The sequence below is a fragment of the Synechococcus sp. RS9907 genome, from assembly GCF_014279615.1.
Taxonomy (GTDB): Bacteria; Cyanobacteriota; Cyanobacteriia; order PCC-6307; family Cyanobiaceae; genus Parasynechococcus.
The window spans coordinates 1,754,926-1,768,776 of the sequence record NZ_CP047944.1; the positions used below are offsets into that span (position 1 = coordinate 1,754,926).

Below are 13,851 nucleotides of genomic sequence, written 5' to 3' on the forward strand. Positions count from 1 at the left end.
GCAGTCAAAAACCCATAAGGTGAGCATCGGTTTTTGCTGTCTTGCAGTCCGCGTGGTCAAGGACGCTCCCAAGACACGGCAAACACTGAAGCTATTGCTTGTGGCCGCTCGGCACCACCTGTCGGGTCAGGACCTTCGTGCCCTGGTGCAGTTCCTGGAACGGGAAGACCTGGGCTTTGAAGTAACGCTGCAGGTGGCCGATCCCGCCCAGCAACCTGAACTGCTTGAGCTACATCGCCTCGTGGTGACGCCAGCGCTGATCAAACTCTCACCGAACCCCAAACAGGTGTTCGCGGGCAGCAACATCCTTCAGCAACTCAAAGGATGGGTGCCCCGCTGGAAACAGGATGGTGTGGTGAGCGGCCTTGGCCTCAGCCTCAGACCGACCGAACTCGATGGAAGTCGCACCCAGAAGGAACTCCAGCTGGAAGATCAACTGCTGGTGCTGCGTCAGGAGAACGAGACGCTGATTGATCGCGTCAGCGCCCAGGAGCGCTTGTTGCGCATGGTGGCCCATGAACTGCGCACCCCACTCACGGCAGCGGCGTTGGCCCTGCAAAGCCAGAAGCTGGGCCAGATCGATATGGATCGCTTTCAGGACGTGATCACCCGCCGCCTGGAAGAGATGGAGGCCCTCTCGAAGGATTTGCTGGAGGTGGGCACCACCCGCTGGGAAACCCTGTTCAACCCGCAGCGGCTTGACCTGGCCAGCGTTTCAGCCGAAGTGATCCTCGAGCTCGAAAAATTGTGGCTGGGTCGCAACGTCGAAATCAAAACCGACATTCCCGCAGACCTGCCCAAGGTCTTCGCCGATCAGCGCCGCATGCGACAGGTGCTGCTGAATCTGCTCGAAAACGCTCTGAAATACACCAACGACGGCGGGCACATTTCGCTCACCATGCTGCACCGCACCAGCCAGCGGGTGGAGGTGAGCGTTTGTGACAGCGGCCCGGGCATTCCGGAAACGGAACAGCAGCGGATTTTCCTGGATCGGGTGCGGCTGCCACAAACCTCCGACCAAACCACCGGTTACGGCGTGGGACTTGCGGTTTGTCGACGCATCGTCGAAGTGCACGGCGGCAAGATCTGGGTGGTGTCTGACCCTGGCGAAGGCGCCTGCTTCACCTTCACGGTGCCGATCTGGCAAGGACAAGCTGTCGAATGGGGTCAAGCTGTCTTGACGGAGGGTCCGACCAAGCCCTAGTGTTCACAAGTGATCAGGAGCACAGACAGCTCGCTGATTACGGCCTCGCCCCCATCGTCTAGAGGCCTAGGACACCTCCCTTTCACGGAGGCGACAGGGGTTCGAATCCCCTTGGGGGTATGACGTCATCATCAAACTTGATTTGATGATGAATTGGTTACCAAATCGCCCGTTTTGTGGCGTTTCAAGCCTGAGAGCCTGTTGATCGTTGAAGGCGGGCTGAAATTCCTGAGCGCTTGCTGTTCGATCAGCTGTTTCTGCGGTGGGCTTCCTGCACAACGGCGTTGAGGTTGCTGGAGAGATCGTCCCGCAGCCGCTCCTCGATCAGACCGATCGGCATGCCAAGACAGCCTTGAACCGTCAGCTCGTACAGCAATGAACTGCCGTCAGGACGCTGACGGATCTGCCACGAGCCTTCAAAACGTCGGAAATCTCCTTTCACCATGCGGAACTGCAGGAGCCCGTCCTGGCGGTATTCCGTCAGCTCCAACTGAACCTGGGCTGAGAAGCGAAGCCCCAGCAATTGCTGACTGCCCACCTGTTGGAGCCGCACCGTCTGCCCCTGGCGCTGGATCAACTCACTGGTGCTGAGGTTGGGGATGAAACGGGACAGATTCTCGTAATCCGTCAGCACATCCCAGAGCAGCTGAACAGGCAGTGGAGATTTGAGTTCAGCTGCCAGACGCCGCGTCCCCTGGGGCAGCCGCTCCATGGTCTGCTCGATCGCAGTCCCTGAATCTGCGGAGGTTTGAAGCCCTCGTCCAAACATTGTCTGGGGGAAAACCAAAAGAGACGCCGAGATAAGGAGCCGAACCCGAGGATCCTAATGAGGTCGCCTGGATCACATCAGATTCTGTTCCGAACAGCAACCTTTTTGTGTGAAATCAAAGGCCACGCCTATAGTCGCGCCACCAAAGGCAGGTGATTTCTATGCGGGTGTCCAATGCAGCGACGGAGCACTGCAATGAAGCTCTGTTCACTGTTGTGGCTCGTGGTCCCCAGGTCGGCGCCAAGCCGTCCGTGGTTCAGACCTACACCGTTGCAATGAACCAGTTTTCCGCACTTTTCAAACGATTGGGGGCCACGGGCGCCAAGATCGTTTCTGTGAATGGTGCGGGCGAAGAGGGTTCCGCCTCTCCCGCTGCCGCCACCCCGGCACCTGCCAAACAACCTGCCAAAAAACCCGCCAAGAAAGCCGTGACGTCAAGCGCCCCGAAGAAAAAGCCCCACGCGGACGTTCCGGTCAACACCTACAAGCCCAAAACACCGTTCATGGGCACGGTCACAGAGAATTACTCCCTGCTCAAAGACGGTGCGATCGGCCGTGTGCAGCACATCACTTTTGATCTGTCCGGCGGCGACCCGCAGCTGAAGTACATCGAAGGCCAGAGCATCGGCATCATTCCTGAAGGGGAAGATGCCAACGGCAAGCCCCACAAGTTGCGCCTGTACTCCATCGCCAGCACCCGCCATGGCGACAACCTGGAAGGCAACACCGTCTCCCTCTGCGTTCGCCAGCTCGAGTACAAGAACGACGCCGGTGAGCAGATCTACGGCGTGTGCTCCACCTACCTTTGCGACATCGAACCCGGCACCAAGGTGAAGATCACCGGTCCGGTCGGCAAGGAGATGCTCCTGCCTGACGACGAGGACGCCAACATCATCATGCTGGCGACGGGCACGGGCATCGCTCCGATGCGCACCTACCTGCGCCGCATGTTCGAGCCCCGCGAACAGGAGGCCAACGGCTGGAAATTCCGCGGCAAAGCCTGGCTGTTCATGGGCGCGCCCAAAACCGCCAACCTGCTCTACGACGAGGACTTCCTCCACTACGAGAAGGAGTACCCCGATAACTTCCGCTACACCAAGGCGATCAGCCGCGAACAGCAGAACGCCAAGGGCGGCCGGATGTACATCCAGGACCGCGTTCTGGAGCATGCCGAAGAGATCTTCGCGATGATCGAAGACCCCAAGACCCACGTGTACATGTGCGGTCTGCGCGGCATGGAGCCGGGCATCGACGAAGCCATGACAGCTGCCGCCGCCGCCAAAGGTCTCGATTGGGCCGAACTGCGCCCTCAGCTCAAGAAGGCGGACCGCTGGCACGTGGAAACCTATTGATCGATCAGGAGCTGAGCAACCAGCCATCGATCTCCCAGTCCACCCTTCGGGGTGGACTTTTTTTTTCGGTTGGCAACAAAAGCTGAAACCAACACGGAAACAAAGTGGCGAGTCGATGTCTGATGCCGGTTCCGTGCCTAAACCAGCGTCAGAAGCCTGGACGCTCCATGGTTGCCACGATGACGAACCCCCTACGGGTTGGACTGCGTCAGGAGCGCGTGATCGCGCCGCAGTGTCTGGTGATCTTTGGCGCCAGCGGTGATCTGACCCACCGCAAACTGGTGCCAGCCCTGTTCGAGCTGTTCAAGCAACGGCGTCTGCCCAGTGAGTTCGCCCTGCTGGGCTGTGCCCGACGGCCGTGGAGTGACGAGGAGTTCCGCGGAAAGATGGCGGAGGCACTCGCCAGCTCGATCCAGGACGATCCCCAGGCCTGGGAGCAGTTCGTCGGCAAACTGTTCTACGAACCCGTTGACCTTCAACAACCACAGGATGTGGTGCGGCTGGGCACACGGCTGGAGCAGATCGATCAACAGTGCGCCACCCGCGGCAACCGCACCTTTTATCTCTCCGTTTCCCCCAAGTTCTATGGCAGTGGCTGCCGTTCACTGGCCGACGCTGGCCTGTTGAAGGACCCCAAACGCAGCCGGGTGGTGATCGAGAAACCCTTCGGACGCGACTACGGCAGTGCCCAGGCCCTCAATCGGGTGGTGCAGGCCTGCGGTCAGGAGAACCAGATCTTTCGCATCGACCATTACCTGGGCAAGGAAACCGTCCAGAACATCATGGTTCTGCGCTTTGCCAACACGATCTTCGAGCCGATCTGGAACCGCAATTACATCTCCAGTGTTCAGATCACCGCCGCTGAAACGGTTGGCGTGGAGGAACGGGCCGGGTACTACGAATCGGCCGGTGCCCTGCGGGACATGGTGCAAAACCACCTGACCCAGATGCTGGCGATCACCACCATGGAACCGCCAGGGCGCTTTGACCCGGAAGCCATCCGCAACGAAAAAGCCAAGGTGCTGCAGGCCGCCCGCCTGGCCGATGAGCTCGAACCCTGGAACTGCTGCATCCGTGGCCAGTACGGACCCGGTGGTTCGGCGGAATCGCCCCTGGCCGGATACCGCCATGAACCCGGCGTGGATCCCAACAGCACCACCGAGACCTACGTGGCGATGAAGCTGTTCATTGACAACTGGCGCTGGCAGGGGGTTCCGTTCTATGTGCGCACCGGCAAACGGCTGGCCAAGCGCACCAGTGAGGTGGTGCTCACCTTCCGTGAAGCACCGGTGCATCTGTTTGATGCAGCCACCGGAGGCCCCACGGCCAATCAGCTGATCCTGCGCATCCAACCGGATGAGGGGGCCGAATTCCGCTTCGAGGTGAAGTCACCCGGATCTGGCATGCGCAGCCGCCCGATCGACATGGAGTTCTCCTACGACGAATCCTTCGGGGAACCCTCCGATGAGGGCTATGTGCGGCTCCTGGCTGACGCCATGCTCAGCGACCCCACCCTGTTCACCCGCAGCGATGAGGTGGAAGCGGCATGGCGGCTCTACACCCCGCTGCTGGAACTGATTGAAGACAGTCCCTGGCAGCTGCCGGTTCATCCCTATGAATCCCGCACCTGGGGACCGGCCGCCGCAGATGCCCTGCTGGCGAAGGACGGACTGCTCTGGCGACGCCCCTGACAGCGCACGTTCACAGCCCTGTTGTTCAGCTCTCCACGTCTCGTTCATCCGTCACCATGTCCCCTCAGCTCACCCTGCAAACCCCGCTCGAACTGGCACCGGCGGAGGTGCCCCACTACCTCGAACAGCTCTGGTCCCCCGAGCAGCAGGGCAGCACGGGCACCGGGGCCAACACCTTCTGCCTGCTGATCTGGCAGCCCGCCTGGGCCGAGCAGCAATTGATCCGCAGTGGTCGCCTGTCAGGGCCGATCACCGGACAGCAGTCCGCCCCCTTGATTGCTGCGGGACGTCAGGCGGTGCTGGATGCAGACCTCCCGCTGAGCACGCCGCCCCTGGATGGGGCTGTGGTGAAGGCGGTGGCTGATTTGGAAGGGCAAGCCAACGCCGAAGACCTGCGTGGGCAGTACATCGACCCAGCCCTGAGTGCACTGATGCCCCGGCGCCTGATCACCCTGGCACCCACCATCGATGCGGCCCAGCCCCTGGAAACACTCGTGGCCGCCTACTGCCCGCTGCCTGAAGAAGGCGGTGGTACCGCCGCCTGCGGCGATGTGGTGGTGCTGCGGGGCGGCCATGGCGCCCTGCATGAGGGCTTTTCGATTCTCGACCCCCTGCTGCCGGAATCGATGCCGGCCTGGGTCTGGTGGAACGGCTGCATCGACGAAGCACCGGAGCTGATGAAACGGCTCACCAGCGCACCACGGCGCCTGATCATCGACACCGCGCTGGGGGATCCACATCAGTGCCTTGAGCTTCTGCGTCACCGCGTGGAGAGCGGCCAGGCGGTGAACGATCTCAACTGGCTGCGCCTGCGCAGCTGGCGCGAGACCCTGGCCATGGTGTTCGACCCGCCGCAACGGCGTGATGCCCTGAGCCACATCACCCGTCTCGACATCGATGTTGAGGGCCATCACCCTGCCCAGGGGCTGCTGCTGGCCGCCTGGATCGCCGATCGACTGGGCTGGACGCTGCTCTCGACCGCTGCGGTCGAAAACGGAACAACCGCCCAGTTCAAGCGCTCCGATGGCACCGAGGTGCGCTTCCAACTGATGGCCGTGCCAGTCGCTCAGCCCAACGTGCACGCCGGCCAGATGGTGGGGCTGCGGCTGATCGCTGAACCGGAGAACGGCCAGGGCGTGTGCGTGATTCTCTGCGCTGAATCCGGGGGCTGCATGCGTCTGGAGGGAGGAGGCATGGCCAATCTCGAGCTGCATGAGGAAGTGGTTCCCGTGCAGCACGACACCCCTGAAATGGATGTGGCCCGCCTGCTGGGCGGCGGTCACGACAGCACCAATCCCCTGCTGGCCGCTGCGGCTCCGCTGGCTGCCAGGCTGCTGGGCTGATCCGCATCTGAGCCATGGCCGCTGTCATCGCTGCACCAGCCAGTGGCAGCGGCAAAACCCTGTTGAGCCTGGCGCTGTTGAGCTGGGCCCAGCAGAACGGACGCCAGATCCAGGCCTTCAAGGTGGGACCGGACTATCTCGATGCCCAGCTGCTCAGCCAGGCCTCGGGGCAGCCCTGCCGCAACCTCGATCTCAATCTCTGCGGAGAACCCTGGGTTCGCCAGGCCTTTCACGGTTACGGCGGTGCCTCTGAGCTGACCCTCGTGGAAGGGGTGATGGGGCTCTTCGATGGCATCGGCAGCAGTACAACCGGAAGCACGGCCGACGTGGCCCGCCTGCTGGACCTGCCGGTGGTGCTGGTGCTGGATGCCGGTGGTCAGGCCGCCTCCCTCGGCGCCATCGTGCGCGGATTCCGCGATCACGATCCCCAGCTGCGCATCGCCGGAGTGGTGCTCAACAAAGTCAGCAGCCCCAGGCACCGGGAGCTGCTGGCCGAGGTTCTTGAGCGCATGGAGGTGCCGTTGCTGGGCTGCCTGCCGCGCAGCGAAGCCCTGGCCCTGCCGGGCCGGCATCTCGGCTTGGCCCCGGCCCATGAATTGGAGGCCCCCGAGCAGCGACGCCAGGCCTGGGCCGCTCTGGCCAGCCAGCACCTGAACCTGGAACGCCTGATCCCCCTGCTGCAGGCGCCCCGCCCCGGGCCGCATCCCCTAGCCCACATCCCCGTGGAGCAGGGCCAGCCCCTGCCGGTGGCTCTGGCCAGTGATGCCGCCTTTCACTTCCGCTACCAGGAAACCAGTGAACTGCTGGAGCACATGGGCATGCCCGTGCTCCGCTGGAGCCCCCTGGCCGATGAGGCCATCCCTGCAGACGCCAAGGGCCTGATCCTGCCGGGCGGTTTCCCCGAACAGCACGCTGCCCAGCTCAGCGGCTGCACGCGAAGCCTGGGCTCGCTGCGGGCGTTCGTGCAGCAGCGACCGCTCTACGCCGAATGCGGCGGGATGCTTGTGCTCGGAGAGCAGCTGACCGACCTCGATGGCACCAGCCACCCCATGGCGGGCCTGCTTCCCTTCACAGCCCAGCGCGGCCCGCTGCAGGTGGGCTATCGCCGCCTGCAGGCGCGGCGGGACAGCCCTGTGGTGGAGAGCGGTCAGCAGCTGGTGGGCCATGAATTTCACCGCTGGGAACTGCACACCAACCGGCCGTCCTCCGACAGGTCAGTGCTGTGGGACATTGAGGGATGGAAAGTCCATCGACATTCGGAAGGATGGGTCGATCAGACGGTTCACGCGAGCTGGGTTCACCTGCACTGGGCAAGCTCTACGACGATCTGCTCCCGATGGCGCGCCGCGCTCGAAGCCGGGGAGAAAAAATTGGCAAGCGCTTCGTCAGCCGTCAGCAACCGCCGCGGATCCAAGCCTTCGTCGAACGCTGGCGCTGGGTAATCGAAGGCCGTGTTCAGCGGGTGGGGTTCCGCGCCAGCTGCAATCGGCGTGCCCTGGATCTCGGCATCAGCGGCTGGGTGCGCAACCTGAGTGATGGCCGTGTGGAAGTGCAGGCCGAGGGGCCACCGCTGGCCTTGTCTGAACTGCGGGCCTGGTGCGAGGTCGGGCCGCCGGGCGCTCAGGTGGTTCGGGTGACCCTCAGCCAGCTCCCGATCACGGGCGACGACTGGTTCGAAGTGCGCTACTGAGACGACGTGCACTGAGACGAAGTGCGCTGAGACATAGACGCGAAAAAATTGGGAAGGAGGCCTCCACGCTCCGCCCATCTCGCTACGGCTGAAGCAGGACCTTCGCGCCTGCCGCATGCTCCGCTTCGGATTTGTCCTGTTGATCACTGCGCTGCCCCTGCTCGGCATGGAGGCCATGAGCACACGACGGGAAACCACCAAGCAGGTGTTCGATTCCGCAGCAGAAGCCCTCGACGCCTGTCAGAGCTGGCGGCTCAGGGAAGGACAGTTTTCGGCCCTGATTCCCGCCGCTGCACCGGTGTCAACGCAGGCGCGGCCTGTGCAGACCGACATCCGCAGCTGCGAGGCCGATCTGGACCATGCGCTGGTGCTGGGGCGCCGCTACAGCGTTGTGCCCGGCGTGCACTACAACAAAACGCTGCGGTCGCTGCACCGCCCGATTCATCGCACCTTCCCTTACCTGCTGCCAGATGGCACAACTGGCGAATAACGCCCCTGGCATGTCTTGAGCAACTTCCTCGACACCAAAGACAAAGCCTTCTGGAGAGCCCTGCTCGGCGTTGTGAGTTTGGGGGTGAGCATCGGCCTGGCGGCCCTGATCCTGCAACTGTGAGCTGCGAGCTCTGAGCACGGCCCATGGCGGAACCCCGGATCTGGACGGAACTGCTGACCTACGGGCTTGGCGTGGCGCTGTCGCCCATCCACATCGTTCTGCCGCTGTTGCTGCTGCTGGGGGGCTCGCCGCTGCGGCGCGGTGGCTTGTTTGTGGGCGGCTGGCTGCTGACCAGCGCCCTGGCGGTGATCGGGCTGCTGACGCTGGGCCATGGGCTGCTGCTGGACATGACCCATGGGTCCGACCACCGCACCGGTCTGGACCTGATCGGCGGGGGAGCCTTGATCGCCCTGGGCGGACGTGAACTGATCCGAGGGCTGCTGGATGACGGCGCAGCCCCCGCCTGGAGCGGCGCCGTGGATCGTTTCGCCGCGATGCCGCTTCCCCTGCTGTTGCTGATCAGCAGCGTCACTGAAGTGATCAGTCCCGACGACCTGTTGCTGTTCGCCAAAAGCGCCGCCTTGATCCTGGCTGCGCAACTGCCCCTGCAGGAGGAGATTGCCTGCAGCATCGGCTTCAGCACCGCCGCCACTGCCCTGCTGCTGGTTCCGTTCCTGGCCGTGTTGATCGGACGCGAGCGGGTTCTTCCGCTGCTGCAACGCGGCAAAACGGCCCTGCTGCGCCGGGGGGAGCTGGTGGTGGGCAGCCTCAGCTTCGGACTGGGCTCCTATCTGGGCTGGCAGGGCATCAGAGGTTTGATGATCAACTGATTCACTCGGAATCCCGCGTGGTGTCGAATTGGCGCTGCCAGGTGGCGCGCAGATCAGGCGACGTCTCCCCGCCGAGCAACCAAACCCCCGTGCGGGCCCGGGACACGGCCACGTAACAGAGCTGCTGGCGGATGGCTGGATCGGCCCGGAACACATCCGGCGCCACGAAGACATCCCCGAAACTGCTGCCCTGACTGCGATGCACTGTGAGCACCGCCGCAGGTCCCAGGGAAGCGAAGGCATCGCGAATCAGGAAGTACTGCCGCCAGATCGCGCGACCGTTTTTCTTACCGGCATCACGGGCCTGCTTGCGCAGCCGCTGCATCACCGCATCAAGCTCCTGACGACCCGAGCTGCCAATCGGCGGCTGCAGGCGCAGGGTGAGCTCCAGATCCCCCGCATTCACCGATGCGGAGAGGGTCTCAATCACCGGCACGGGCCCATCGGCGGAGGAGAGGCCGAAATCCGCCAGGTCACAGGCCTCCGGCTTGACGTCCCGCACCGTGACTTCGCGGTTGGAGCCGAGCACCATGTCGGCTTCTTCACCGGCCTCGTCTCCGTCCCTTGAGGCCGGGGCCATCACCGCAATGCGACTGATCAACACCTCACCGGGCAGCACCGGCATCTGATCCGCCATCTCCCCATGAATGGCCCGGCGCGCATGGGGCACCAGACGATCCAGGGTGCGATTCGTGTAGCAGAGGATGCGTGCGGCATCGGGGTTGTCTTGCACCGAGGCGTCGCGCAATGCACGCCTGGCCTGATCCAGCCACTCCCGTTGCACCAGGCTGCGCACCTGCCCCTGCGGGGAACGAATCGGCGGCAGCAGCGGCGGCATCTGGCAGGGCAGGCGCCCCTCCCGCAGCCCCGCCGCCAACTGAAGCACCGGGCCTTGATGCCGCACCACCTGGGTCAAGCTGGCGGAACAGGACCGTTGCATCGCAAACACGGGGCTGTTCGGCTCACCCACCGGAGGCAACTGGGCGGGGTCGCCAACGAACACCAGACGGGTCTTGAACGGATGGGCGCACTGGAGGGCAATGCCCAACAGGGTGCTGTCCACCATCGAGGCTTCGTCGATCAGCACCAGGCCCAGGTTCTCCAGGGCCATGGCCGTCTGCTCGGTGGGTTCACAGAGTTCAGCGTCGGCGGATCGCTTGAGCTTCAGCCGCAGCAAGCGATGAATGGTGGAGGGGTACCAGGTGGGTTGGAGACCCTCCAACTCCAACGCCTGGCGCAGAACGCCCACCGCTTTATGGGTTGGTGCCACGACGGTCCAGCACAAACCACTGGCCTCCACCTGGCGCAGCAGGCGCATGGAGAGGAAGGTTTTGCCGCTTCCGGCAAAACCACTGAGCACGAAGGGCGTGCCATCCACGGGCTGCTTGAGCCAGGCCGCAAAGGCGTCCGCCGCTTCCTGCTGATCAGCGGTGAGGTCCGCGGCAGCGGTCACCCCAGCCCAGCTCCAAGACCCGACAGCAGATGCAGCGGTGATCCCACAAATTCCAAACCAGGCAGAGCAACGGCGGGACCCATCAGGCTGCCCACCAGCACCTGCAGCCGGCTGTGGCCCAGGCTTTCCTTGAGGGGTTTCTCCGGAGCGTCCGGCCAGAGCGAATCAGGCAGACCATTGACCCGTTCCGCCGTCAGCCCGGCGGCGCGACGAATGCCACTGGCGTCGTACATGACAACGAACGCCACCATCGCCGCAAGGGCGAAGAGGGGGTGATCAAAGCCCAGGGTCCAGCCCACACAGGCCGCCGTACCGGTGACCAGGGCGGAGTGGCTCGACGGCATGCCACCGGTTTCGATCAGCACCGCCGGACGCCAACGGCGATGCAGGAGCAACTCAAGGAACAACTTCGAGAGCTGGGCAACGCCACAGGCCATCAAGCCCCAGGTGAGCGAACTGTTGTCGAAGAACTCCCGCAGCACCGCATGGGAGGGCGTGGCGTCGATCATCGGTCGCGGCTGGTGATGAAGTCAGCCAAGGCCAGCAGGGGAGTCGCCTTCTCAGCCCAGGGTTGAAGTGCCTCTTTCGCTTCACTGACCAACGCATCGGCCCGACGGCGGGACTCGTCGAGCCCGAGAAGCTTGGGATAGGTGGTCTTGTCGGCGATGAGGTCCTTGCCGGCGGTTTTGCCGAGCACCTCGCTGCTGGCGGTGATGTCGAGGATGTCGTCGATGATCTGGAAGGCGAGGCCGATCCCCCTGGCGTAGGTGCGCAGGGCCTTAATCAGCGCCTCATCGGCGCCGCCGATCATCGCCCCGGTGATCACACAGGCACTCAACAGCGCTCCGGTTTTGTGGAGGTGGATGTACTCGAGGGTTTCAAGATCCACCTCCTTGCCTTCGCTTTCCAGATCCACCACCTGGCCGCCCACCAGGCCAGGGGCGCCGGCCACCAACGACAGTTCTCCCACGACCTTGAGCAGACGCTCAGCCGGCACATCCGGACTGCGCAGCGCCACCATTTCAAAGGCTCGGGTCAGCAGGGCATCACCGGCAAGGATGGCCACGGCTTCGCCGTACACCTTGTGGTTGGTGGGACGACCACGCCGCAGGTCGTCGTCATCCATGGCTGGTAGATCGTCATGGATCAACGACATGGTGTGGATCATTTCCAGCGCCACCGCCGTGGGCAGGGCCTGCGTCGCTTCCCCGCCCGCCAGCTCGCAGGCGGCAAGGCAGAGAATCGGGCGCAGGCGCTTGCCACCGGCAAGCAGCGAATAGCGCATCGCTTCCCTGAGGGACTCCGGCCGCTCCGGACCGAGCGATCCATCGAGGGCCGCTTCCACCCGCTCCTTGGCCTTGCCGAGATAGGCCTTGAAATCGAACTCGGCGCTCATGGGTGGACCCTGGCTGGCGGGATTCTCTCAGGCCGAGCCCTTAGCTGCCGAGGGGAACCCAATCCATCGGATGGGGTGTTCGCATCTCGCGTCCCTTGCCCGGTGCCGTGGTGATGGCCAGGTCGTAGGACACCGAATAGCGGGGGCTGCTTCCCTCATAGGGGAGCACCCGATGGCGCAGGTCCGAAGGGAACAGCAGAAGACGGTGGGGTAACGGCGCAAACACCCCACCGGAAACCGCCGCATCGCGGTAGGGAATCGCCATCACATGGCTGAAGTAATCGTCGGGCGCCTCAAATTCCAGCTCCCCGCTCTCGTTCGCAGGATCCGTCAACACGTAGAACACCGCGCTCAACTGGGCGTTGCGGTGGCTGTGCAGATCCACCGTTCCGCCATTCCTCGCACACACCACAGGCCAGGCCTTCTGGATGTGGGCCATCAGACCGTGATCCGGGCCCAACAGCGCACGGAGATAGGCCGAAACGTGCTCAGCCAACTGCCCGTTCAGCCACTGGAACGCATCCATGCGATGCAACTGATCCAGGCCGGCATGGCCCAGCAGATCTCCGGTGAGGTTATTGCGATCGCTGAACTCAGGGTGCTGATACACCTGGGCATCGAACTGCTCCAGCTGCTGCTGCATGGCTGCGGCTGTGGCGGCATCCGGCTCAAGGTCCACCTGCAGAACGGGGGTGGGGAACAGCCAGTGCAGCGCCATGGAACCGATCAGGGCACGAGATCGTCCAAATCATGGTCAAGGTTGTGGCGTCTGCACCAAGCCACAACGGTGTTCACCAGAAGCATCGTCACCGTCATCGGCCCCACACCGCCGGGGACGGGCGAGAGCGCAGCAGCGATCGACTCGACTTCAGCCGCACAAACATCCCCGCATAGTCCGCCTTCCGGCTTGCGGTGGATGCCCACATCCACCACCGCAGCTCCCGGCCGCACGTGCTCGGCCCCGATGAACTCAGGACGGCCTGCTGCCACCACGAGGATGTCGGCTTCGCGGGTGTGGGCCGCCAGATCGGCCGTGCGGGAGTGGGCGATGGTGACGGTGGCGTTGGCGGCCTGCAGCATCAAGGCCATTGGCTGCCCCACGAGAATGCTGCGGCCGATCACCACGGCGCGCTTGCCCGCAGGATCGATGCCATTGCTGCGCAGCATCGCCATCACCCCGGCGGGGGTGCAGCTGCGCGGGCCCGGCTCCCTCTTGAGCAGCCGTCCGAGATTGAGGGTGTGCAGACCATCGGCATCCTTTTCAGGATCAATGGCCATCAGCAGCGGGCCCTCATCGAGGCCAGCAGGAAGAGGCAGCTGCAGGAGGATCCCGTCCACTGCAGGGTTGGCATTAAGCCGTTCAATCGTCTGAAGCACCTGCGCTGGAGGCGTGTCGCCGGGGAGGTGATCTCCAAAGCTGGCCACCCCGATCCGAGCACAGGCTTTTTCCTTGTTGGCGACATAAACGGCGCTGGCGGGATCATCACCAACCCGCAGCACCGCCAAGCCCGGCGGTCGCCCCGCCTCGGCCAGACACCGTTCGATCAGGGTTTGAAGACGATGCTCCACATCCCTTGCCAGCACCTTGCCGTCCAAACGCAGGGCCATGGCATTCCCATGCACTCCCTCC

General features: G+C 63.7%; 14 protein-coding genes and 1 tRNA gene. 9 read left to right on the forward strand and 6 right to left on the reverse strand.

All coding sequences use genetic code 11. The features are described from left to right. The first annotated feature begins 52 nt into the window (after window positions 1-52). On the forward strand, window positions 53-1,204 hold the full coding sequence (locus tag SynRS9907_RS09810; RefSeq protein WP_188020870.1) for a histidine kinase: 1,152 nt from the start codon (window positions 53-55) through the stop codon (window positions 1,202-1,204). A gap of 47 nt (window positions 1,205-1,251) precedes the next feature. Next, window positions 1,252-1,324 (forward strand) — tRNA-Glu (locus tag SynRS9907_RS09815). A 127-nt stretch (window positions 1,325-1,451) separates the two neighbouring features. Here the strand turns inward: SynRS9907_RS09815 and SynRS9907_RS09820 are convergent. Further along, window positions 1,452-1,973: an SRPBCC family protein gene (locus SynRS9907_RS09820; RefSeq protein WP_114988555.1), complete on the reverse strand. Its 522-nt coding sequence runs from the start codon at window positions 1,971-1,973 to the stop codon at window positions 1,452-1,454. A 161-nt stretch (window positions 1,974-2,134) separates the two neighbouring features. Here SynRS9907_RS09820 and SynRS9907_RS09825 point away from each other — a divergent pair, with 161 nt between their 5' ends. From SynRS9907_RS09825 to SynRS9907_RS09855, 7 genes are all read left to right on the forward strand, one after another. Then, on the forward strand, window positions 2,135-3,325 hold the full coding sequence (locus SynRS9907_RS09825) for an FAD-binding oxidoreductase (protein ID WP_188020871.1): 1,191 nt from the start codon (window positions 2,135-2,137) through the stop codon (window positions 3,323-3,325). 167 nt (window positions 3,326-3,492) lie between these two features. Next, window positions 3,493-5,016, forward strand: coding sequence for a glucose-6-phosphate dehydrogenase (gene zwf / locus SynRS9907_RS09830; RefSeq protein ID WP_188020872.1), 1,524 nt, complete (start codon window positions 3,493-3,495; stop codon window positions 5,014-5,016). Between the two features lie 56 nt (window positions 5,017-5,072). After that, complete coding sequence (locus SynRS9907_RS09835; RefSeq protein ID WP_188020873.1) at window positions 5,073-6,359, forward strand: glucose-6-phosphate dehydrogenase assembly protein OpcA; 1,287 nt, start codon at window positions 5,073-5,075, stop codon at window positions 6,357-6,359. Window positions 6,360-6,373: 14 nt separating this feature from the next. Continuing rightward, window positions 6,374-7,801 carry a cobyrinate a,c-diamide synthase gene (locus SynRS9907_RS09840; RefSeq protein ID WP_188020874.1) on the forward strand — a complete coding sequence of 476 codons (1,428 nt, stop codon included), beginning with the start codon at window positions 6,374-6,376 and terminating at the stop codon, window positions 7,799-7,801. Further along, window positions 7,768-8,049 (forward strand): acylphosphatase, encoded by a 282-nt coding sequence (locus SynRS9907_RS09845; RefSeq protein WP_255446042.1) that lies wholly within the window; start codon window positions 7,768-7,770, stop codon window positions 8,047-8,049. Before SynRS9907_RS09840 ends, SynRS9907_RS09845 begins: the two co-directional genes overlap by 34 nt. Window positions 8,050-8,164: 115 nt before the next feature. Further along, complete coding sequence (locus tag SynRS9907_RS09850) at window positions 8,165-8,539, forward strand: hypothetical protein (RefSeq protein ID WP_188020876.1); 375 nt, start codon at window positions 8,165-8,167, stop codon at window positions 8,537-8,539. A gap of 146 nt (window positions 8,540-8,685) precedes the next feature. Beyond that, window positions 8,686-9,372 (forward strand): GAP family protein, encoded by a 687-nt coding sequence (locus SynRS9907_RS09855; RefSeq protein WP_188020877.1) that lies wholly within the window; start codon window positions 8,686-8,688, stop codon window positions 9,370-9,372. Between the two features lies 1 nt (window position 9,373). Here SynRS9907_RS09855 and SynRS9907_RS09860 read toward each other — a convergent pair whose 3' ends face one another. The 5 genes from SynRS9907_RS09860 to folD are packed head-to-tail and all read right to left on the reverse strand — an operon-like array spanning window position 9,374 to window position 13,829. Next, window positions 9,374-10,825 (reverse strand): ATP-dependent RecD-like DNA helicase, encoded by a 1,452-nt coding sequence (locus tag SynRS9907_RS09860; RefSeq protein ID WP_188020878.1) that lies wholly within the window; start codon window positions 10,823-10,825, stop codon window positions 9,374-9,376. Further along, window positions 10,822-11,334, reverse strand: a complete 513-nt coding sequence (locus tag SynRS9907_RS09865; protein WP_115161337.1) for a divergent PAP2 family protein — start codon at window positions 11,332-11,334, stop codon at window positions 10,822-10,824. The genes SynRS9907_RS09860 and SynRS9907_RS09865 overlap by 4 nt, the downstream gene beginning before the upstream one ends. After that, a complete protein-coding gene (gene crtE, locus SynRS9907_RS09870) occupies window positions 11,331-12,221 on the reverse strand; it encodes a geranylgeranyl diphosphate synthase CrtE (protein ID WP_188020879.1) in 891 nt (296 codons plus the stop codon). The genes SynRS9907_RS09865 and crtE overlap by 4 nt, the downstream gene beginning before the upstream one ends. Window positions 12,222-12,261: 40 nt before the next feature. Then, a complete protein-coding gene (locus SynRS9907_RS09875; RefSeq protein ID WP_188020880.1) occupies window positions 12,262-12,939 on the reverse strand; it encodes a TIGR02466 family protein in 678 nt (225 codons plus the stop codon). An 8-nt stretch (window positions 12,940-12,947) separates the two neighbouring features. Continuing rightward, window positions 12,948-13,829, reverse strand: coding sequence for a bifunctional methylenetetrahydrofolate dehydrogenase/methenyltetrahydrofolate cyclohydrolase FolD (gene folD / locus SynRS9907_RS09880; protein WP_188022430.1), 882 nt, complete (start codon window positions 13,827-13,829; stop codon window positions 12,948-12,950). Between the last annotated feature and the right edge of the window lie 22 nt (window positions 13,830-13,851).